Source organism: Streptosporangium sp. NPDC051022 (genome assembly GCF_040683035.1).
Taxonomy (GTDB): Bacteria; Actinomycetota; Actinomycetes; order Streptosporangiales; family Streptosporangiaceae; genus Streptosporangium.
In genome coordinates, this window is the sequence record NZ_JBFBCF010000007.1 from 1 (window position 1) to 19629 (window position 19629).

A 19629-nucleotide genomic window follows, 5' to 3' on the forward strand; every position below is an offset into this window, starting at 1 on the left:
GCCAGCGCCCGCGCGGTCACCACCGCCGCATACCGCAGCGCGGAGGTCGTCGCGGCGAAACGCGAAGGGATCGCGATGAGCGGACGTCGGGACATCACAAACTCCTTCAATGTTTGTTTGACTCCAAACGATAACGTATTTTCGCAGGCAGCATCTTGACCACGGGACCAAACCGACTCTAATTTGTTTGGAGTCAAACGATTAGGAGAAGCGGATGGCCACTGTCGCCGGCGTCCCCGTCAACGGCGATCACTGGATCGACGGCGAACGGATCGGCTCGCCTGCCACGTTCGACGACGTCTCCCCCATCGACGGAACCGTCATCGCCCGCATCGCCCGCGGTGACGCCGCCACCGCCCACGCCGCGGTCGGCGCCGCCGAACGCGCCTTCCCCGCCTGGGCCGCGACCCCGCGCGCGGAGCGGGCCCGGCTACTGCACGCCATCGCCGACGGCGTGGAAAAGCACCTGGACCGGCTGGCGATCGTGGAGACCACCGACAACGGCGCACTGCTGCGCTCACACCTGCGCGGCGTGATGCCCCGGGTCGCGCACAACTTCCGCTTCTTCGCCGACTGGCTGCTGCAACTCGGGCATGCCGACTTCGAGACCCGCGGCCACACCAACCACGTCAGCTGGGACCCGGCCGGGGTGTGCGCGCTGATCACCCCGTGGAACGCGCCGCTGATGCTGGCCACCTGGAAGATCGCCCCGGCCCTGGCCGCCGGCAACACCGTGGTGCTCAAACCCGCCGAGTGGACCCCGCTGACCGCCTCGCTGCTGGCCGACATCACCGCCGAGGCCGGCCTGCCGGCCGGGGTGTTCAACGTCGTGCAAGGCTACGGCGAGGAGGTCGGCGCCGCCCTGGTCGCCGACCCCCGCGTGCGGCGCATCAGCTTCACCGGGTCGGTACCCACCGCCCGCCACATCTCCGCCGCCGCCGCATCCAACCTCACCCCGCTGTCGCTGGAACTGGGCGGCAAGTCCCCGCTGATCGTCTTCGCCGACAGCGACCTGGACCTGGCCGTGCACCTGGCCGTGGAGCAGTACGACAACGCCGGGCAGGTCTGCCTGGCCGGCAGCCGCCTGCTGGTGGAGGACTCCGTCGCCGAGGAGTTCACCGCCCGCTTCCTCGAACGCGCCGCCGCCCTGAAACAGGGCGACCCCCGTGACCTGGCCACCGACATCGGCCCCAACATCCACCCCGACCACCTGGCCCGCATCGACGGCTTCGTCACCCGCGCCCTGGCCGCCGGCGCCACCGCCGCACTCGGCGGCGGCCCCAACACCGACCTGGGCGGCCTGTACTACCGGCCCACCCTCATCACCAATGCGGCCGCCGACAGCGAGATCGTCAACGAGGAGGTCTTCGGCCCCGTCCTGACCCTGCAGACCTTCACCGGCGAGGACCAGGCCGTGGCGATGGCCAACTCCACCCGGTTCGGGCTGGCCGCCACCCTCCTCACCGGCGACCCGCAACGAGCCGAACGCGTCAGCGGCCGGCTGGTGGCCGGCACCGTGTGGGTCAACTGCTTCTTCGTGCGCGACCTGAAGGCCCCCTTCGGCGGCGCACGCCACTCCGGCGTCGGCCGCGAGGGCGGCGACTGGAGCTTCGATTTCTACTGCGATGTGAAGAACACGGTGAGCGCACCATGGGCCAAGTAGTCGGGGCGGGCCTGCTGGCCCACGTGCCCACCATCGTCCTGCCCGAGCACACCCGCCGCGAGCTCAACGGCGGCCACGAGATCAGCCTGGTCACCGGCCTGCAACAACTGCGCGCCGACGTCTTCGAAACCGTCGAGTACGACACCGTGGTCGTGCTCGACTCGCACTGGGCCACCACGGTGGAGTTCGTGGTCGCCGCCCAGCAACACCGGGCGGGCCTGTTCACCTCCGAGGAACTCCCCCGCGGCATGTGCCGCATGCCGTACGACTTCCCCGGCGATCAGGAACTGGCCCACGCCATCGCCGCCCGGGCACCCGAGCACGCCACCTGGATCACCGCGATCGAGGACCCCTACCTGCCGATCTTCTACGCCACCATCAACCTGTGGACCCACCTGGGCGTGGCCGGCAAACGCTGGGTCAGCATCGGGGTGTGCCAGACCGGCGACGCCGAGGACCACCTGCGGCTGGGCCGCGCCCTGGGCGACGCCATCGCCGCCACCGACCGGCGGGTACTGCTCATCGCCTCGGGCGCGCTGTCACACACCTTCTGGCCACTGCGTCACCTGCGCGCCCACGAGGCCTCCGACCCCGAACACATCATCAGCGACGAGGCCCGGGCGGCCGACTACGAACGCATCGGCTGGCTCAAGGCCGGCGACCACGCCCGGGTCCTGGACACCATGGACGACTTCGCCCGCGTCAAGCCCGAGGCCCGCTTCGGCCACTACCTGATGATGATCGGCGCCCTGGGCGAGAGCGACTGCGCCGTGCCCGGCCGCCAGTACGGCCACTACGAGAACTCGGTCGGCACCGGCCAGGTACACCTGTGGTTCGACCGGCCGGCCGGCGGGTTCCCCGCCCCGCACCGCACCGACCCCTCCACCGACCCCTACCCCTACCCATACCCCGCCTGACCTCCAGCCTGAAAGAGACACCGATGCCCGAGTACCGCAGGATCCTGCTCGACGGCGCCGCCACCCAGGTGCGCCGTGAGGGCGACGAGCTCGTCAGCGCCGACGGCCGGACAGTCGGCGTCGAGGAGGCCGTGCACCTGCCGCCGGTCGTCCCCTCCAAGATCATCGCGGTGCACCTCAACCACCGCAGCCGGGTCGAGGAGTTCATGACCTCCCTGCCCGACGCCCCCACCTACTTCCACAAGCCCACCTCCTCCCTCAACGCCCACAAGGGCGCCGTCGTCCGCCCCGAACGCTGCAAGTACCTCAACTACGAAGGCGAGGTGGCCATCGTCATCGGCCGCACCGCCCGCAACATCTCCCCCGCCGAAGCCGGCGACTACATCGCCGGCTACACCATCGGCAACGACTACGGCCTGCACGACTTCCGCGACACCGACGCCGGCTCCATGCTGCGCGTCAAGGGATCGGACACCCTGTGCCCCCTCGGCCCCGGCCTGGTCACCGGCTGGGACTTCCGCGGCAAACGGCTGCGCACCCTCGTCAACGGCACCGTCGCCCAGGACGGCTCCACCGACGAGATGGAATGGGACATGCACTACCTGGTCGCCGACATCGCCCGCACCATCACCCTCCACCCCGGCGACGTACTGCTGTCGGGCACCCCGGCCAACTCCCGCCCGGTCCAGCCCGGCGACGTGGTCGAGGTCGAGGTCGAAGGCCTGGGCACCCTGACCAACCACATCGTCACCGGCCCCGCCCCCATCCGCGACGACTGCGGCGCCCAGCCCACCGAATCCGAAGAGGTCATCTCCACCACCTTCGGCGGCGACTGGGAGTTCCGCGGCATCCGCGCCCCCCGGCGCTAGTCCACCAGATCCACCAGATCCACCGGTTCCATCAAGATCTACCAGGAGTTGTGCAATGAAGGTCATCGTCGACATGGACGTCTGCAAGGACCACGGGCAGTGCGTCTTCGCCGCGCCCGAGGTCTTCCAGATCAACGACAGCGGCCGCCTGGTCTACGAGTCCGAGGTCGACGAGGCGCTGCGTGACGCCGTCGAGGAGGCCGCCGACGTCTGCCCGCTCCAGGCCATCACGGTCGAGGGCTAGGCCCAGGTCCTTTCCCGGGACACCCCGGTACGGCCGACAGCCGAGGAAGCGAGAGTGACAATGAGCCAGCGCATCGTGATCGCGGGCGCGTCCATGGGTGGCCTGCGCGCGGCCGAGCGGTTGCGGGCGGCCGGTTTCGCCGGTGAGATCGTCGCGATCGGCGACGAGACGCACCTGCCGTACAACCGGCCGCCGCTGTCGAAGGAGGCCCTGGCGTCCGAGGTCACCCACGGGGCGGTCGCCTTCCGGCTCCGTCCGGCCGTGGCCGACGTGACCTGGCAGCTCGGCGTCCCGATCGCCTCGGCGGATCTGGCCGCGGGTGCCGTACGGCTCGCCGACGGCGCCGAGCTGAACTACGACGGTCTGGTCGTGGCGACCGGGATGCGTCCGCGGCGGCTGCCCGTGCCCGGCCCGGTGCTCGGGCGGCATGTGGTGCGGACGCTGGAGGACGCGGCGGCGCTGCGCGCGGAGCTGCTGCCGGGGGCCCGGGTGCTGGTGATCGGTGCCGGGTTCATCGGCTGTGAGGTCGCCGCGACCGCCCGCGTGCTGGGCTGCCAGGTCACCGTGGTCGCCCCGGAGGCGGTGCCGATGCTCCGCCCGCTCGGCTCCGAGCTGGGTGCCGCGCTCCAGCGGCGCCACGAGGCCGAGGGGGTACGGTTCCTGCTCGGCCGTACGATCGGGCGGTTCCTCGGCACCGGCCCCGCGGGTGACGGCCGGGACGACGACGCCACGGCGAGCGAGACCGAGCGGGTCGGCGGCGCGGAGCTGTCCGACGGCACCGTGGTCGAGGCCGACGTGGTCGTGGAGGCCGTCGGCTCGGCGTCCAACACCGAGTGGCTCGAGGGCAACGGCCTGGACCTGTCCGACGGCGTACTGTGCGACAACGCGCTGCGCGTCGAGGGACGCTCCCACCTGGTCGCGGTCGGCGACGTCGCACGCTTCCCCAACCCGCGCTACGACGAGGTGGCGCGGCGGGTCGAGCACTGGAGCATCCCCACGGACACGGCCAAGCGCGCGGTGGTCAGCCTGCTGGCCGATCTTGGGCACGTCGAGCGGGACCCGGCCCCGTTCGCGCCGCTGCCGACGTTCTGGAGCGACCAGTACGGCCTGCGCATCCAGTCCTTCGGCGCTCCCGCGCTGGGCGGCGCCGACATCCGGGTGCTGGAGGGCGACCTCGACGGAGAGGTCGTGGTCGGCTACCACGACGGCGGCGAGCTCATCGGCGTCGTCATAATCGGCTTCCCGTCGGCCCTGGCCCGTTACCGAAACGAGCTGATGCGCACCCCGGCACTCGCCTGATCCGGATACCCGGATGCCCGGCACCGGAGGCGGGAACTGGAACGTTCACCGGGTCACGCGCCGCCCATGGGCGCCGGCCAGGCCCGCGTCACCACTCGCCGTACCGGCGCCACGGGACCTTCCAGCATGGTGCGGGGAACGCGTGGCGGCGCGGGTGCCGGGAAGGGGGCACCGGCCGTCGGCGGTGGTGCCGCGCCGGTGCCGTCGTGGCCGTAGGGTGTCGGAGGCAACGCCGTCTTCCGCTGGGGCCTCGATGAACGCGAACGCGCAGGCGAAGGATGTCCCTCCGACGTGGCGGGAGGTGCGCGACCACCTCAACGGGCACCGGCACGACCTCGCCCGCGTCGCCGACCGGTTCTATCCCGGGTGGAAGCGGGCCGGATCGACGCCCCTGCTGACCCGTGACGGCTGGCTGCCGGACGAGCCACTCGGGCTCGACCGTGTCGTCCTGGAGTGGACCGACCGCGCTCCCGCGCCCACCGTGACCGGCACCGAGCCGCAGGCTCGGGCGATCCTCCCCGAGGACAGCGGCACCTACGCCGAGGCCATGGCGAACCACGGCAGACCTCACCTGTTCGAGAACCGCCCGTGCTACCGGCTGCTCGACGCGGCGTGGCCGACGCTGCACTTCACCCGGGGGTCCTACTTCGACGCCGTCAACGTCGGCGAGGCCGCGGCCCACGAGCTGGCGGCGGCGCAGTTGCTGCGGGACGACCACCTGCCCCTCCGATCTCTCGTGGAGGATCCCACCGACCTGGGCGGCCGGGTCGTCGTGCCCGCCGTGTCGATGCTGACCCTGCGGCACGACGGCCGTACCGGGGAGACGACGTTCGTCCTGCACTGGCGCGATCCCGCGCTGGTCGCGCACGGAGGCGGTCTCCACCAGGTCATGCCGGTGGGCGTCTTCCAGCCGAGAGGCGACGGGCAGGCGGCCGAAGCCGAGGATTTCGACCTGTGGAGGTGCGCCGTGCGGGAGTACGGCGAGGAGTTCCTCGGGCACGCGGAGCTGTACGGCGAGGCGTTCGCCTACGACACGTGGCCTTTCCACCGCCGGATGGAACAGGCGCGCGCCGAGGGGCTGCTGCGCTCCTTCGTGCTCGGGCTGGGGGTCGATCCGCTGACGTTCGCGACGGACATCCTGGCGGTGAGCGTGTTCGAGGCGGAGGCGTTCGACGCGCTCCTCGGGGGCATCGTCGAGGAGAACGAGGAGGGACGGGTCGTCGGGGCGGGCGGCATCCCCTTCCGCGCGGAGCAGGTGACCCGGTACGTCCGTGACGAGCCGATGCAGGCGGCCGGAGCCGCCGTACTGGAGCTCGCCTGGGAGCACCGTCTGGCCCTCGGGGTGTAGCGGAGGGGAACGTCTCCCCCGGAATCGGGGCGAACGCGCCTCACGGCCGTGAAAGCGGATCGGTGGATCGGGTGATAAAGGATGACCGCCGATCGCCTCCGGAAGGCCGCGCATGACCGGGAGACCATCGTGACCACGATGTCCTGGGCCACTCACCCAGTGGACGACGCCGAGGTCGTCCGGCGTTCCCTCGACGAGTCCGAGCAGTTCAGTGCGATCTTCGACACCTATTTCGGGGAGATCCACCGCTATGTCACCCAGCGGCTGGGCGCCGACAACGCCGAGGACGTCGTCGCGGAGACATTCCTCACCGCCTTCCGCAAGCGGGCGCGCTACGACTCCTCCCGCGCCAGCGTGCGGGCCTGGCTGTACGGCATCGCGACCAACCTCATCGGCAGACACCGCCGCGTCGAGGTGCGCACGTTGCGCGCGCTCGGACGCCACGGCCCGGATCCCGACACCCCCGGGCACGAGGAACGCGTCGCCGTACAGGTCAGTGCGGAGAGCCTGCGGCCGAGTCTCGCGGCCGCCGTGGCCGGGCTTCACCGGCGGGATCGCGACGTCCTGCTCCTCGTCGCCCTGGCCGACCTGAGCCACGAGGAGATCGCCACGGCCCTGGGCATCCCATACGGAACCGTTGGATCACGGCTGAACCGGGCCAGACGGAAGCTGCGCGCCGCACTGGGCGAGACCAACCCGATGCTCGACGCCGAGGAGGCCGACCGTGGATGAGCTCAGCACGCTCCGCGAACTGTACGGCGAGCCGCGTCCCGACCCCCTCCTCGAGACCAGGGTTCGCGAGCGGCTGAACGCCGAGTCCCGGCGAGGCCGCCGGCGGCTGCCGTGGACGACGGCGATGGCCGGTCTCGTCGCCGCCGCCACTGCCGCCGCGGCGGTGGCGATCGCGGTCCCCGCGACGACGGTTTTCACGACGGCGACTCCCACGACGACGGCTCCCACGACGGCGATTCCCACGACGACGGGGAGGACCGGGGAGACCGGAGAAGGCGGGGGGACGCGGGTGCCGGGCCCGGCCACGACGGTCTCCGGGCAGTCGATCCTGCTCGCCGCGGCGGCGACCGCCGAGTCGGGCGGCGCGGCGACGGGCGCCTACTGGCACGTCAGGAAGCTCAACCGGCGGACGTATCCGGAACGGCTCGGCAGCGGCGGCGACCGCTACTGGGTGGTGGAGTCACGGCTCACCGAGCAGTGGGTCTCCGGGGACGGCAGGGTCTGGTCCGGTTCCCGCGCGCTGGGGACACGCCCGAGGAGCGGGGCCGACGAGGCCGCCTGGCGCCGCGACGGCTCCCCCACCCGCTGGCCGGTCCGCGAGGGTGTCCTGTCCGCGTCGCCGGGCGAGGGGAGCCTCAAGGCCGTCACCGGCGGGGCGGCCTTCAGCATGGCGGGCCGGGAGATGACCTTCGAGCAGATCCGGCGGCTGCCGGCCGACCCCGCCGCGCTGCTGAGGCGGGTCGCCGAAACGGTACGCGACGCACCGGCCGGTCCGTCCGACGGGGTCGTCGCCGACGCGCTCAGCGGCCTGCTGTGGAGCAAGCCGTCGCCGCCGGACGTGCGGGCGGCCGCCTACCGGGCGCTCGCCGAGCTGCCGAACGTCAGATATCTGGGCGAGGCCACGGACGAACGGGGCAGGACGGGGGCGGCGTTCTCCTTCGCGCCGCAGGCCGCCATGGGCGTCCGGCGAACGCTGATCATCGATCCCCGCAGTTCCCAGGTGCTCTCCTCGACCGTCACCGGACAGCCGGGGACCGTCGGCGACCAGGTCGAACTGGTCCTGGAGGCGGGCTGGACCGACGAGAGACCGGCCGTCCCCGCCCTTCCGTAGGCCGTCCCCGCCCCTTTCCCACCCCGCCCCTTTCCCACCCCGCGGCTTTCCCACCCCGCGGCTTTCCCACCCCGCGGCGCCGGTGGGGCGATTCCACCGGCCACGGGATCCACCGGTCACGGCACGGAGCCGCCCACCCACTCTTGGAGCAATCGCTTGTTTCGACATGCCCGCGCCGCGCTCAGAACGATCACGAGACGTACCGCCGTCCCCTCCCTGGCGACCTGCGAGGGTCTGATCGTCGGCGGGCCGGACGAGTTCCCCGGGATCAAGGTCTCCGAGGTCATGGAGGGCCGGGTCAGGTTCGTCGGTCTGCCCGCCGTCGACCTGGGAACGGACGTCGACTGGTGCTCCGACCCGCACGGCAACCGCTCCTGGGCGATGAACCTCCACGCGCTGAGGTGGGTGGGACGGCTGGTGGTGGAGCACGAACGCTCGGGAGGACGGGACCTCCTCGCCCGTGCCGCCGAGATCTCCGAGGACTGGGTACGGAAGAACCCCCGGGGTGGAGCCGGTGTCAGCCCCTGGGCCTGGGCCGAGCACCCGATCGCGCTGCGCGCCCCGGCGCTGGTCCGGCTCAGCGCGCACGTCCGTACCGCCTGGCTGTCGGACAGTCTGGTCGAGCACGCCCGGCTCCTGTCCGACCCCGCGCTCTACCGGCAGGGGCACAACCACGGCCTGGACCAGGACATCGCACTGCTGGCGATCGGCTGCCGTCTCGGCCACGAGCCGTGGAGGGACCTGGCCGTCCGGCGGATGACCGCCTCGGCCGAACTGGCCATCGACGCGCAGGGCGCGCTGCGCGAGCAGGCACCGCGGTACGGAATCTACGTCCACCGGCGGCTGGGCACGGCTCTGGAGGCCCTCCGGAGGTCCGGTGCGGAGATCCCCGCGGGTCTCGCCGAGCGGCGCGCGGCACTGGAGGCCTACATCGGCCACGCCACCCAGCCCGACGGCCGCCTGGTGCCGATCGGCGACAGTCCCGCCGACACGCGCCCGGCGGGCTTCGCGCCCGAGGAGGCCACGGTCGGGGTGTTCGACGACGGCTACGTCTTCGGCAGGACGGCCTGGAACGACCCGCGGTCGGCGTACTACTCGATCAGGTTCGGCCCGGGACGCGGGTTCCACGGCCACGAGGACCACCTGGGCGTCACCTACCACGCCCACGGCCGGGACATCCTGGTCGAGGCGGGCTTCCACTCCTACGAGCGGACGGCCTACCGGGCGTGGACGACCTCGCCGGAGGCCCACAACGTCCCCTTCGTGGTGGACGCGGAGTTCCGCGGGGGTACGGCGACGCGCCTGGTGGGGTCGTCGCTGCGCCGTACCCGCCAGTCCTACCGGCTCACCGACGACGCGTACGGCGTCAGCCGTACGCGCACGGTCCTGGTCAACCACGGCGCCGACCTGATGGCCGTGCTGGACGAGGTCCCGCCGGGGGCGACGCTGCGCAACCGATGGCACCTCGCCCCGTCGCTCAGGGTGGTCTCCAACCGTGACGGCAGGGTGGTGCTGGCCGACGGCGACTGGCGGGCGACGCTGGTCCAGCTCGCGATGCCCTCCTGCCGGCCGCGCGGCGGCCAGGCGGCACAGCCGGGAACGATCTCCCTCGGCTATCTCAGGAACACGGAGACGACGACCCTGCTCTCCCCGGCGGCCCGCTCACTGCTGACCCTCGTCGTGCCCGGCACCGGCGACCCCGAGGTCTCGCACTCCGCCGGGAGGCTGACCGTCGGCACTCCCGCCGGGCCCGTCTCCTTCACGTTCTCGCTCGACCTGCCATGTCCGGCGACGGCTGCGGGGTGAGCGACGCCTCGGCGGCCATGTCGCGGAGCTGGGCGGCGAACACGAGGGCCTGTTCCGACGTCATGCGCGGCTCGGGGCCGAGGTAGAAGACCACGATGTCACCGTTCGGCGACGTCGTGGCGGCGAACGGAAGTGGCGGGGAAATGACCATGATGTATGGCATTCTTGCCTGCCCCACCGACAGTTCGCACATGGTTTACCCCTCGCCCCGGTCACACAGCCCGCCCGGTGCCTCAGTCCCAGTGGTTGAACAGCACCTCGCCGACCGTTCCCGGATTCCAGTACCGGAGCTGCTCCAGCTCCACCGCTGCGAGTTCGGACAGATCGGCCCGGGACGTCGAAAGGGTCAGCTCGGCCACGCTCAGCAGGCGGTACGGCCCGCACCCTCCGAGCTCTCCGAGCTCGCCGAGCGCCCTCGCGACGTCCGGATCGTCCAGGAACGACACCGTCATGTCGCCCTCCTCCCCGGGCCGGGCGAGGGCGAGGAACGGAAGGAGCAGGTGTCCCACGACCTCCACCTTCCGATCCCGGTGGACGAGCACGGCGGAACGGAAGCTCCGTACCGTCTCCGCGTGATCGACGGCGAGAACCCCGCCGTTCGTACGGCGCGCCACGGCGTGGACGACCCGGGCGAACTCGCGCCGATCCATCGGCTCGGCGGACGGCTCCCCCGCGTCCCGGAACCCTGTCGCCCCGCGCGGCAGCCTGAAGGTCATCGGCATCCCGGTCCGTCATCTCGGCACGGGGCAGAAGAGGTCACGCGTCCCCTCCGGCCCGGACCGGCGAATGGCCCACGTTCCTCGGCGGGGTAGGCGACGCGCTGTGATCTTCGAGCGGAGTCTCCGTACCCCGGCTCGAAGGACACGGTCGGGTCACCTCCGACTCAGCCGTCGCGGAAGGTCAGGCCGCGCTCTTCGAGGGTGACGCGGAGGATGCGCGCGGCTTTCGGCCCCATACCGTGCAGTGCGAGGAGCTCCGCTTCGGTGACCTCGGTGAGCTGCTCCAGACGGGCGTAGCCTGCCCCCAGCAGAGCACGCCGTGCCGGGGCACCGATCTTCGGCAGATCGTCGGTGCGCTCGTCTTCCATGCGCTTCTCCCCGGTGTCGCGGTCAGGGTACGACCGCCGTGTCGTCCGGCCAGGACCAGCGTAGCGAGGCGCTCATGCTCCGGTGAGAGGTAATGGATCATTCGGGTGCCGTGCGGACACTTCCACGTGAGTCGCACGTGATGACGTCACCGGCGTGACCGGCGAGCCTGACGGGAAAGGGCGGTCGTGACATCCGAGGTCACGGCCGCCCTCTACCCGCCACTTTCCCGCCACTTCCCTGCCGCTTCCCTGCCACGAACAACAGGGATGTTTCCCTGAGGAGGAGATCAGGCCCGGAAATCCGGACACCTCCGCGCGGAGGTGACTCACTCCGAGGTGATCCGTGGTGATGAGGCGTCGCCCCGTCTCACGACTCCCCGGACAGTCTGGCCGACCCCAGCGACGCGTTGGCGATGGTCTTGGCCGCGGTCTGCGTCGATGAATTGGAGGTCAGTTCGGACAGCTTGGCCTTGTTGAGCGCGTAGACCACGAACTCGTAGGTGTTCACCGTCGTGGGCGAGCAGGGCCCCTGATAGCCGAAAAGGCTCGCGCTTCCGCGGTAGTAGACCTGCCTGGCTCCCGCGGGAACCGCGGGATTGTAGGCGTGCTGGACATTCTGCGGGAGCGAGGTCGTACTCACCGGAATGTCGTAGATCACCCAGTGAATGAGGTTGTTGTTGTCGAGGTCGCGCATGACGATCGCGTAGCTCTGGGCGGCGGCCGGTGCGCCGGCCCACGCCAGCGGCGGGGATTCGTTCTTCTGGCGCGGGTCGTTGCTGCCGCTGCTGGTGCACTCGTGGACCTTCGGAATCACCCCGCCCGGGGAGAAGGCGGTGCTTGTCAGAGTGAACGCGGCGCCGCTCTTCTCCGCCGTCCCCGCGATCGACGGCGTGGCGACGGCGACCGAGGAACTGACGGTCGACGTGACGAGCAGGGCATACAACACGAATCGCTTGATGGTCACAGAGGGCTCCTAAGGAGGATTCTGGTCCTGGTGCTCCGTCCGTTTTTCCATTGATATTTACTTAGTTCGCGACCATAGTGTACGGATCGTCTTTTCTATCCGCTACCACGCACATTGTCGCTTTCATCAAGGATCGTCATGGATGTTGCGACATCACTGAAGGCCCGACGATCTGCGGCGCACGGAAAAAGCCAGGTCGCGACGGCGTACCCTTTCCGTTCCAACTCAATCCGGTCTCGAACGAAGCCCCCTTTCCGGACCCAGACCGAATCTCGATATGACCACCGAAAATCGTTCACGCGTCAAACCGAAACCCCCGATCCTCCCAGCCGCCCCAAGAACGATCGGCCGGGGACGTCGGCACGCGACCGCCCCCTCCGGCCCAACACCGGAGCGCCTCCCAGCCGGATCGCCGATTCCGGCGGGAGGACGTCACCGGTCAGGTGAGGCCGTCGATCCAGCCGGCGAGGCGGCGGCCCTGGGTGCTCATCACCTCGGGGTCGCGCAGGGTGTTGGTGAGCACCGACATGCCCTGGTAGGCGGCGACGAGTTCGATCGCCAGGTCGCGGGCGTCGTCGCGCCCCATCTGGGCGAACTGGTCGGCGACCCAGTCGATGAGGGCCCGCATGACGCCGGCCGCGCCGCGCTCCAGGCCGTCGTCGCGTTTGTCGAGTTCGGTGGCCAGGGTGCCGAACGGGCAGCCGTAGCGGGCGGCGGTCTCGCGTTGATCGACCCAGCCGCCGATGAGGGCTTTGAGGCGGTCGGCGGGTGCGGGGATCCGGTCGAGCCGTTCGGTGATGGCGTGCAGCTGGTCACGGTGGGCGCCGAGGGCGGCTTCGACCAGCTGATCCTTGGTCTTGAAGTAGTAGTAGACGTTGCCCAGCGGGACGTCGGCGGCGCGGGCGATGTCGCCGAGGGTGGTCTTCTCCACGCCCTGGTGGTGGAACACCTGGGCCGCTGCGGCGGCCAGGCGTTCGCGTTTGCCGCCGCGGGAGGCGGCCGGCTTCGCGGTCCGCTCTGAGTCAGTCACCTAACTGAGGTTAGACAAGCGCGACGTGATCCGCTAACTTGAATTTCAGTTAGTCAACTAACTAACAAGTCGGCGCGGCGATGACCTTCGCTTCCACCGTCTCGAAATGGAGAAAATCATGATCGTTGTGACGGGTGCCACCGGGAACGTCGGCCGGGCGCTGGTGCGGATGCTCACCGAGGCCGGGCAGCACGTGACGGCGGTGGCCCGCCGGATCGAACCGGCCGACGTTCCGGCCGGGGCCCGCGCCGTCGCCGCGGACCTGGGAGACGCCGACAGCCTTTCCGCCGCGCTTTCCGGCGCCAAGACGCTGTTCCTGCTGGTCGCCGGTGAGGATCCGGCCGGGGTGCTGGCGAAGGCGAAGGCCGCCGGCGTGACCAAGGTGGTGCTGCTGTCCTCCCAGGGCGTGGGCACCCGGCCCGGCGCCTACGCGCACGCCGCCGGGTTCGAGCAGGCCGTGGCCGCCTCCGGGCTGGAGTTCACGGTGCTGCGCTCGGGCGGGATGGCCTCCAACGCACTGGCCTGGGCCGAGCCGATCCGCGCGCACCGCACCGCCGCCGCCCCGTTCGCCGAGGTCGGGCTGCCGTTCATCGACCCCGACGACGTCGCGGCGGTGGCCGCCGCCGTACTGACCGGCGACGGCCACGACGGGGCGACCTATGTGCTCACCGGCCCGGCGCCGACCACGCCACGGCAGCGGGCCGAGGCGATCGGGCAGGCGATCGGCGAGCCGGTGACGTTCGTCGAGCAGACCCGCGAGCAGGCGCACGCGCAGATGTCGGCGTTCATGCCCGCCCCGGTGGTGGAGGGCACGCTGTCCATCCTCGGCGAGCCCACCGAGTCCGAGCAGGCGGTCAGCCCGGACGTGGAGCGCGTTCTCGGCCGTCCGGCCGCGCCGTTCACCGCCTGGGCGACACGCAACGCCGCCGCGTTCCGCTGACCCGCCCCGGGCCCGCGGCGCCCCGGGCCGTCGCGGTACCGACGGGCTCGGCCTCATGCGCCAGAGGTTGCGTCCACGGCAGCGATTCTCGCCCCACCATGGCCGAAAGCGGACATTAAGCGGCATTTCATAACACCCCTGGGAGCATCCGACCGCCGCACCGGACCCTGAAGTACCGCCGGCCCTGCTCTGTGAGATCAAGCAGGGACTTCTCCATGGTCAACCCAGCAGGGCACATAGCCGTCTTCCATACGGTTTCCCCCGTTTTTGGAGGTCTGGTGCGTTCTTCTCTGCTTCCTGCTGCTACCGCCGCTTTGGCTGCCGTCGCCGTGCTCGCCCCCACGCCGGCACAGGCTTCCACCGCTTCCTTGCCGACGCCGATCCCTGCGGCGAAGGCCCGCGACGCGCTGGGCAAGCTGGTGGTGGCCGCGCCGCGCTCGATGGCCGGATACAGCAGGGGGAAATTCCCCCACTGGCAGAGCCAGAGCCGTAAAGGCGCGGGCTGTGACACGCGAGAGGTCATCCTGAAGAGGGACGGCCGGAACGTACAGCAGGACGACGATTGCAAGGCCGTTTCCGGCACCTGGAAGTCGCTCTATGACGGCAAGTCTCTGTCGTCCGCTTCCCAGGTGGACATCGACCACATTGTCCCGCTCGCCAACGCGTGGCGGTCCGGCGCCGGCGACTGGTCTCCCCAGAAGAGGCGGGCGTTCGCCAACGACCTCAGCAGGCCGCAGCTGCTCGCGGTGAGCGCCGCCAGCAATCGGTCCAAGGGCGACCAGTCGCCGGACCAGTGGAGGCCGCCGCTGCGCACCGCCTGGTGCCAGTACGCGAGGGCCTGGATCCAGGTCAAGCAGTACTACGCGCTCACCGTCACCTCCACCGAGGTGGCCACGCTCCGTGAAATGCTGGACACCTGTAAATAGTAAATAGGCAGTCCAGCGGAGCGGATGGGAGAGCAGATGAGCGACGCGGTCACCGAGCACTACGAGGGCCAGGTCGTCGCCGGCCCCGGCGGCGTCATGACCGATGAGGTCGGCGTCGTCACCGGTGACCTCACCATCCGGACCGAGGCCACCGACGATGCCGCCCACGTGACCGTGCAGTACGTCGGCGCCGACGAGTGGTACACCCTCACCGGCTCCCCCATCCCGCTCAAGGGCCGCACCGTCGAGCAGGTGCACCAGGCGGTGCTGAAGGCCGCCGCGGCCGGGCATGAGGGTGGCGTGACCGGCGACCAGGCGCACTGACCGAACGAGCGCCCCGCTCGTCCTCCCGAGTGGAGGGCAAGCGGGGCGCTCTGCTGTCCGGTCCCGTTGCGCCCGTCATTCCCGGGCGCCACGCGCCCCCCTCACCTCAAGGAGGACACCCACGGGAGCACGCGCCGCCCTGACCCGATGACCTCGGTCTCTCAGCGCCACTCAATGGAGGAGGTCTGGTCGTTCATGGCCGAGCCGATGTAGCTGGTGTGGCCGCGCCAACCGGTACTGGAGCCTCCGTACTCGAAGTGCTCATAGTGGTTGGCCTCACAGTCCGAATAGCTTTCAAAGGAGGAGATTTTGTCGTTGAAACCTGAGTCCAGATAAGGAAGCCTCCACTCAACCTCGTTGTCATCGTCACAGGGAGCGCCAGCCGCGAAGATCAGGTAGCCGCCATCGTAGTTCGCGTGCACATACTCGATACCGATGACGAACTCAGAGGCCTGTGCCGCCGGCCGGCCGTTGGCCTGGGCGAGAGCGTTGATGCGGCGGCCGAAGGCGGGGTCGGCCACGGCAGAGGCGCCGTCACGGGGAGCGTCGGTGATCCTCCCGCCGGTGGCGTCGGCAATGGCCTCGGTGAAGGTGTCGTAACAGCTCACCCTCCCGTTGGTGGACGGGTCGGTGGTCAGGTGAGTCACGCAGGGCTTGCCGGCCGGCGGGGTCTGCCCGGTGCGTCCGGCAGGAGAGGCGGAAGGGGACGGAGCGGCACCCGCGGCGGGCGCGAGAGCCACGCTGAGGGCCACCATCGTGGAGACCACGGCGGTGGACAGGGCAAGGGAGCGCATCGGTCGATCAACCTCCGAAGAGCGATTGGCGGCATCGTGTTGGGAGGCGCCGCAGACCAGGACAGCGGTGTGCGGCAGAGCGGTGCTCCGCGCGGCCACGAACTCGTCGAAGGCTTTCTCGTCCTCATCGGTCACTTGTCCTCATCCGTCACTCGCGGGCCTCCTTCCACCCCTCTCAACACACGAACCCCTCGCCAGGTTGAGAAGGATGTGAAATTCATGTGAAATTCACCGGAACAGGGCAAGTCCGACAGCGAGCGCCCGGCCCGCCGCGTCTTCCCGTTCTCCATGCAGAACGCCCCAGCCGGCCGCCTGTTCTACGGCATCGAGATCAGCCGCCGCGGACTCCCTGGCCACCACATCAACGCGAGACAGCCGGGCACGACCCTCAAGAGATTCGATCCGGTATTCGAAATGCGCCCGAGATGCCCCAAATGTTCAGGATGAGGGGGCGGTGAACGACGCCCGCTCATGCCGCATGCCGAGGGCGCACGGGAGGGGTCCGAGCCCTCGATCCGGCACCCGGCGGCATCTCGGCTACCGCCAGGACGGTTCCGTCGATCTTCCCGCCTCCGCGGGGTCCGCGCAGGGAGGCCGGGACGTAGATTGACCCATATTTTCATAGCCAAAATGAACCATGTGGCAGGTCTTTTCGGGCCCTAGATTCGGTGATGCCGCCACGGAGAAACGTTCCGGTGGCATCACCGAACATCGGAGAGATCATGAACTTTGCCACCGCTGACCAGCCCGTTCTCGTCCGGTCCGCCGAGGCCGAGGCCCTGCGGGACGGCGCGAGCAGCCTGATCACCCTGCTCGCGGACTCCGGGGACACCAGCGGTGCGCTGACCGCCAACAAGGCGACGTTCCGGACGGGGTCGCCGGGTGCGCCCGCGCACTTCCACACCCGGGCCACGGAGATGTTCTACGTCCTGAGCGGTTCGATGCGGATCCTGCTGGACGACACGATCGTGACCCTCGGCCAGGGCGACTTCCTCACCGTTCCGCCGACCGTCCCGCACGCGTTCGCCCCGTCGGCGGGGTCCGAGGCCGAGATGCTCGTCGTCTTCACGCCCGGGATGGACCGGTTCGACTACTACCGGCTGCTCGAGCGCGTCTACCGCGGCGAAGCCTCCGTCCAGGAGATCCGCGACAGCTCCGAGCACTTCGACAACCACTACTTCGACAGCCCCGTCTGGCAGCGGGAGCTCGCCCAGCGCTGAACCCCCTCCACGAAGAAGGACTCCATCATGACCGCTCTGACCGCTCTGACCGCACCCGGCATCGCGGCCCGGCCGCGGCCGGGGCCTTCGCCGTCCGCATGGGCGAGATCCGGCGGGTCAGGGGGCAGGTGGAAGGATCTCGCAGAGGGCGGCGAGGGCGGCGGCGTAGGCGTGGTCGGACGGGGTCGCGTAGCCGACGACGAGGCCCTCGAGGTGGGCGGGGGTGTCGGGGTGACGGAAGGCGGCCAAGCCGTCCAGGGATACGCCGCGCCAAGCGGCGGCCTTCAAGGTAGAGGCCTCGGTGCCGGGCGGCAGGCGCAGGACGGCGTGCAGGCCCGCGGCGATGCCAGCCGCCTCGATGTGCGGAGCCTGGTCGGCGAGGGCCTCCACCAGACGGTTGCGGCGTTCGCGGTAACGCTGGCGCATGTGGCGGATGTGCCGGTCATAGGCGCCGGAGACGATCAGGTCGGCGAACGTGAGCTGGTCCACGACGCTGGTCCAGCGTTCGCGCTGGCCCTTCACCGCCAGGACCGGGTCGACCAGGCGTTCGGGGAGCACCATCCAGCCGAGCCGGAGGGCGGGCGAGATGCTCTTGCTCGTCGAGCCGACGTACAGGACGTGCTCGGGATCGAGCGCCTGTACCGCGCCCACCGGTTCCCGGTCGTACCGGAACTCGCCGTCGTAGTCGTCCTCGATCACGACACCGCCGCGCTCGCGTGCCCAGTCGACGGCGGCGTTGCGGCGTGCCGGGGTGAGCGGACCACCGATGGGGAACTGGTGGGCGGGGGTGAGCAGCACCGAGCGGACGCCCCGTTGCCCGGCCAGATCCTCGGTTCTGGTGCCGTGGTCGTCCAAGCCGAGCGGCACCGTCCGGACCCCGTCGGCGGCCAGCAGGAAACGGTGGAACGCCAGCCCATATGCTTCGACGGCCAGCGTGCCGCGCAGCACGCCGCCACCGAACAGCAGGCGTAGCGCGTCGGCGAAACCGGCGCAGATCACGATGCGTTCCGGGACGGCCCGCACCCCACGGACACGGGCCAGATAGTCGACGAGCGCGGTGCGCAGCTCGATCCGCCCCTGGGGATCACCCGGCCCGAACGCGTCGTTCGGCGCGGCCGTGAGAGCGCGGCGGGTCGAGGCAGACCAGGCGTTCCGGGGGAACGACGACGCGTCCGGCTGACCCTGCGACAGGTTGTGCACCGGGGCAGCGGACACAGCCCGCGGCTTCTTCGGCACCCGCGCCGTCTTCGCGGGAGCTGCGCGTTCGGCGACCCGGGTTCCCGAGCCCTGCCGCGCGGTCAGCCAGCCCTCGGCGACCAGTTCGGCGTAGGTGTCGGCGACCGTGTTCCGGGCGATCCCGAGGTCGGCCGCGAGCGACCGATAAGGAGGCAGCCGCACCCCCGGAGCGAGCCGCCCGTCCTGGATCGCCGCCCGCAGCGCCCGCCCGAGAGCAGCTCGCCGCGATCCGGCCCCAGCCAGCTCAAGATGCAGGTCAGAACCGATGCGCTCCGCAGAATTGACCCAAAATTCCGACAGTGGAATGCACCTCCTGAGCGGTCTATGAACTCCCTAGATTAGTGCGCATGACGAACACCGCACCCCGCCTCGACTTCGCCGCCACCGCCCCGAAGGCGTTCAAATCCCTGATCGGCTTCGACGCCGCCGCCCGCGACGGCCTCGACCCGGCCCTGGTCGAGCTGATCCAGATCCGCTCCTCCCAGCTCAACGGCTGCGCCTACTGCCTGCACATGCACGTCACCGACGCCCGCAAGGCCGGTGAGGACGACCTTCGCCTCCACATGATCGGCGTCTGGCGCGAGGCGAAGCACTTCTTCTCCCCCAAGGAACAGGCCGCGCTGTCCCTGACCGAAGCGGTCACCCTGATCGCCGACGCCGGCGTCCCCGACGAGGTCTACGCCGAAGCCGCCGCCCAGTTCGAAGAGGCCGAGCTGGCCCACGTGCTCGCCGTCATCTTCACCATCAACACCTGGAACCGCGTCGCCATCACCACCGCCAAGATCGCCGGAACGGACGAGCGCCGATGACGATCGACGCCTCCATCCGGATCCGCATCGCGCGCCCCTCCCGCGACCTGGCCGCCGCCGAGACCTTCTACGTCCAAGGCCTGGGCCTGAACGTCCTGTGGCGCACGTGCTGTTGAAGATCTACGCCAAGTGCATCGTGGCCCAGGACGAGATGGCCAAGCGCCGGACCTCCGAGGCACTCGGCGGAGGCTGACGGCCTCCTCGAAATTTCGGCACGTATTCGGCACAGCCACCCGCAGGCAACCGGCGACAGCCGCACACAACCGGGAGGACGCTGAGAGCCCCTGGCCGTTAAACACCAGGTCAGGGG

General features: G+C 70.3%; 21 protein-coding genes. 14 read left to right on the forward strand and 7 right to left on the reverse strand.

The genetic code is table 11. The annotated features are described in order from the left end of the window. Positions 1 to 214 precede the first annotated feature (214 nt). The 9 genes from AB0N02_RS14560 (at position 215) to AB0N02_RS14600 (ending at position 9989) form a co-directional block, all read left to right on the forward strand. Complete coding sequence (locus tag AB0N02_RS14560; protein WP_363945939.1) at positions 215 to 1663, forward strand: aldehyde dehydrogenase; 1449 nt, start codon at positions 215 to 217, stop codon at positions 1661 to 1663. After that, positions 1651 to 2580 (forward strand): catechol 1,2-dioxygenase, encoded by a 930-nt coding sequence (locus tag AB0N02_RS14565; RefSeq protein WP_363945941.1) that lies wholly within the window; start codon positions 1651 to 1653, stop codon positions 2578 to 2580. The genes AB0N02_RS14560 and AB0N02_RS14565 overlap by 13 nt, the downstream gene beginning before the upstream one ends. A 23-nt stretch (positions 2581 to 2603) precedes the next feature. After that, entirely contained in the window at positions 2604 to 3449 is an 846-nt protein-coding gene (locus tag AB0N02_RS14570) for a fumarylacetoacetate hydrolase family protein (protein WP_363945943.1), read from the forward strand. Between the two features lie 55 nt (positions 3450 to 3504). Further along, a complete protein-coding gene (locus tag AB0N02_RS14575) occupies positions 3505 to 3693 on the forward strand; it encodes a ferredoxin (RefSeq protein ID WP_363945945.1) in 189 nt (62 codons plus the stop codon). 60 nt (positions 3694 to 3753) lie between these two features. Beyond that, positions 3754 to 4992 carry an FAD-dependent oxidoreductase gene (locus AB0N02_RS14580; RefSeq protein WP_363945947.1) on the forward strand — a complete coding sequence of 413 codons (1239 nt, stop codon included), beginning with the start codon at positions 3754 to 3756 and terminating at the stop codon, positions 4990 to 4992. Positions 4993 to 5245: 253 nt separating this feature from the next. Further along, on the forward strand, positions 5246 to 6340 hold the full coding sequence (locus tag AB0N02_RS14585) for a hypothetical protein (protein WP_363945948.1): 1095 nt from the start codon (positions 5246 to 5248) through the stop codon (positions 6338 to 6340). A gap of 81 nt (positions 6341 to 6421) precedes the next feature. Next, the gene (locus tag AB0N02_RS14590; RefSeq protein WP_363945950.1) at positions 6422 to 7072 is read left to right on the forward strand and encodes an RNA polymerase sigma factor; all 651 of its coding nucleotides are present in this window, start codon (positions 6422 to 6424) and stop codon (positions 7070 to 7072) included. Next, complete coding sequence (locus AB0N02_RS14595; protein ID WP_363945951.1) at positions 7065 to 8183, forward strand: CU044_5270 family protein; 1119 nt, start codon at positions 7065 to 7067, stop codon at positions 8181 to 8183. The genes AB0N02_RS14590 and AB0N02_RS14595 overlap by 8 nt, the downstream gene beginning before the upstream one ends. Before the next feature lie 156 nt (positions 8184 to 8339). After that, the gene (locus AB0N02_RS14600; protein ID WP_363945953.1) at positions 8340 to 9989 is read left to right on the forward strand and encodes a heparinase II/III family protein; all 1650 of its coding nucleotides are present in this window, start codon (positions 8340 to 8342) and stop codon (positions 9987 to 9989) included. Here the strand turns inward: AB0N02_RS14600 and AB0N02_RS14605 are convergent. From AB0N02_RS14605 to AB0N02_RS14625, 5 genes are all read right to left on the reverse strand, one after another. Continuing rightward, on the reverse strand, positions 9943 to 10182 hold the full coding sequence (locus tag AB0N02_RS14605) for a hypothetical protein (protein ID WP_363945954.1): 240 nt from the start codon (positions 10180 to 10182) through the stop codon (positions 9943 to 9945). The genes AB0N02_RS14600 and AB0N02_RS14605 overlap by 47 nt on opposite strands. Positions 10183 to 10222: 40 nt before the next feature. Further along, positions 10223 to 10705: a hypothetical protein gene (locus tag AB0N02_RS14610; protein WP_363945956.1), complete on the reverse strand. Its 483-nt coding sequence runs from the start codon at positions 10703 to 10705 to the stop codon at positions 10223 to 10225. A gap of 167 nt (positions 10706 to 10872) precedes the next feature. Then, positions 10873 to 11076, reverse strand: coding sequence for a helix-hairpin-helix domain-containing protein (locus AB0N02_RS14615; RefSeq protein ID WP_363945958.1), 204 nt, complete (start codon positions 11074 to 11076; stop codon positions 10873 to 10875). Positions 11077 to 11443: 367 nt separating this feature from the next. Continuing rightward, positions 11444 to 12040: a YbhB/YbcL family Raf kinase inhibitor-like protein gene (locus AB0N02_RS14620; protein WP_363945960.1), complete on the reverse strand. Its 597-nt coding sequence runs from the start codon at positions 12038 to 12040 to the stop codon at positions 11444 to 11446. A 439-nt stretch (positions 12041 to 12479) separates the two neighbouring features. Then, a complete protein-coding gene (locus tag AB0N02_RS14625) occupies positions 12480 to 13070 on the reverse strand; it encodes a TetR/AcrR family transcriptional regulator (protein WP_363945961.1) in 591 nt (196 codons plus the stop codon). A gap of 118 nt (positions 13071 to 13188) precedes the next feature. On the opposite strand from AB0N02_RS14625, the gene AB0N02_RS14630 reads away from it, so the two are divergent. The 3 genes from AB0N02_RS14630 to AB0N02_RS14640 all read left to right on the forward strand — a co-directional run bounded on the left by AB0N02_RS14630 (position 13189) and on the right by AB0N02_RS14640 (position 15260). Continuing rightward, the gene (locus AB0N02_RS14630) at positions 13189 to 14010 is read left to right on the forward strand and encodes an NAD(P)H-binding protein (protein WP_363945963.1); all 822 of its coding nucleotides are present in this window, start codon (positions 13189 to 13191) and stop codon (positions 14008 to 14010) included. A gap of 368 nt (positions 14011 to 14378) precedes the next feature. After that, positions 14379 to 14936 carry an HNH endonuclease family protein gene (locus tag AB0N02_RS14635; RefSeq protein ID WP_363945964.1) on the forward strand — a complete coding sequence of 186 codons (558 nt, stop codon included), beginning with the start codon at positions 14379 to 14381 and terminating at the stop codon, positions 14934 to 14936. A 36-nt stretch (positions 14937 to 14972) separates the two neighbouring features. Then, positions 14973 to 15260 carry a hypothetical protein gene (locus AB0N02_RS14640; protein ID WP_363945966.1) on the forward strand — a complete coding sequence of 96 codons (288 nt, stop codon included), beginning with the start codon at positions 14973 to 14975 and terminating at the stop codon, positions 15258 to 15260. A gap of 161 nt (positions 15261 to 15421) precedes the next feature. Here the strand turns inward: AB0N02_RS14640 and AB0N02_RS14645 are convergent, their stop codons facing one another. Continuing rightward, complete coding sequence (locus tag AB0N02_RS14645) at positions 15422 to 16189, reverse strand: hypothetical protein (protein WP_363945968.1); 768 nt, start codon at positions 16187 to 16189, stop codon at positions 15422 to 15424. Positions 16190 to 16776: 587 nt separating this feature from the next. Here AB0N02_RS14645 and AB0N02_RS14650 point away from each other — a divergent pair. Next, positions 16777 to 17274: a cupin domain-containing protein gene (locus tag AB0N02_RS14650; RefSeq protein WP_363945970.1), complete on the forward strand. Its 498-nt coding sequence runs from the start codon at positions 16777 to 16779 to the stop codon at positions 17272 to 17274. A gap of 117 nt (positions 17275 to 17391) precedes the next feature. On the opposite strand, the gene AB0N02_RS14655 is transcribed toward AB0N02_RS14650, so the two are convergent. After that, positions 17392 to 18816, reverse strand: coding sequence for a PLP-dependent aminotransferase family protein (locus AB0N02_RS14655; protein WP_363946371.1), 1425 nt, complete (start codon positions 18814 to 18816; stop codon positions 17392 to 17394). A 41-nt stretch (positions 18817 to 18857) separates the two neighbouring features. On the opposite strand from AB0N02_RS14655, the gene AB0N02_RS14660 reads away from it, so the two are divergent. After that, a complete protein-coding gene (locus tag AB0N02_RS14660) occupies positions 18858 to 19319 on the forward strand; it encodes a carboxymuconolactone decarboxylase family protein (protein WP_363945972.1) in 462 nt (153 codons plus the stop codon). Positions 19320 to 19629 lie beyond the last annotated feature (310 nt).

Bases quoted from the DNA above. Each gene is read 5' to 3' on its own strand.
- AB0N02_RS14580 (WP_363945947.1), top strand. From the start codon at position 3,754: ATGAGCCAGCGCATCGTGATCGCGGGCGCGTCCATGGGTGGCCTGCGC.
- AB0N02_RS14650 (WP_363945970.1), top strand. From the start codon at position 16,777: ATGAACTTTGCCACCGCTGACCAGCCCGTTCTCGTCCGGTCCGCCGAG.
- AB0N02_RS14610 (WP_363945956.1), bottom strand. From the start codon at position 10,705: ATGACCTTCAGGCTGCCGCGCGGGGCGACAGGGTTCCGGGACGCGGGG.
- AB0N02_RS14590 (WP_363945950.1), top strand. From the start codon at position 6,422: ATGACCGCCGATCGCCTCCGGAAGGCCGCGCATGACCGGGAGACCATC.
- AB0N02_RS14585 (WP_363945948.1), top strand. From the start codon at position 5,246: ATGAACGCGAACGCGCAGGCGAAGGATGTCCCTCCGACGTGGCGGGAG.
- AB0N02_RS14570 (WP_363945943.1), top strand. From the start codon at position 2,604: ATGCCCGAGTACCGCAGGATCCTGCTCGACGGCGCCGCCACCCAGGTG.
- AB0N02_RS14575 (WP_363945945.1), top strand. From the start codon at position 3,505: ATGAAGGTCATCGTCGACATGGACGTCTGCAAGGACCACGGGCAGTGC.
- AB0N02_RS14560 (WP_363945939.1), top strand. From the start codon at position 215: ATGGCCACTGTCGCCGGCGTCCCCGTCAACGGCGATCACTGGATCGAC.
- AB0N02_RS14640 (WP_363945966.1), top strand. From the start codon at position 14,973: ATGAGCGACGCGGTCACCGAGCACTACGAGGGCCAGGTCGTCGCCGGC.
- AB0N02_RS14630 (WP_363945963.1), top strand. From the start codon at position 13,189: ATGATCGTTGTGACGGGTGCCACCGGGAACGTCGGCCGGGCGCTGGTG.
- AB0N02_RS14565 (WP_363945941.1), top strand. From the start codon at position 1,651: ATGGGCCAAGTAGTCGGGGCGGGCCTGCTGGCCCACGTGCCCACCATC.
- AB0N02_RS14605 (WP_363945954.1), bottom strand. From the start codon at position 10,182: ATGTGCGAACTGTCGGTGGGGCAGGCAAGAATGCCATACATCATGGTC.
- AB0N02_RS14660 (WP_363945972.1), top strand. From the start codon at position 18,858: ATGACGAACACCGCACCCCGCCTCGACTTCGCCGCCACCGCCCCGAAG.
- AB0N02_RS14615 (WP_363945958.1), bottom strand. From the start codon at position 11,076: ATGGAAGACGAGCGCACCGACGATCTGCCGAAGATCGGTGCCCCGGCA.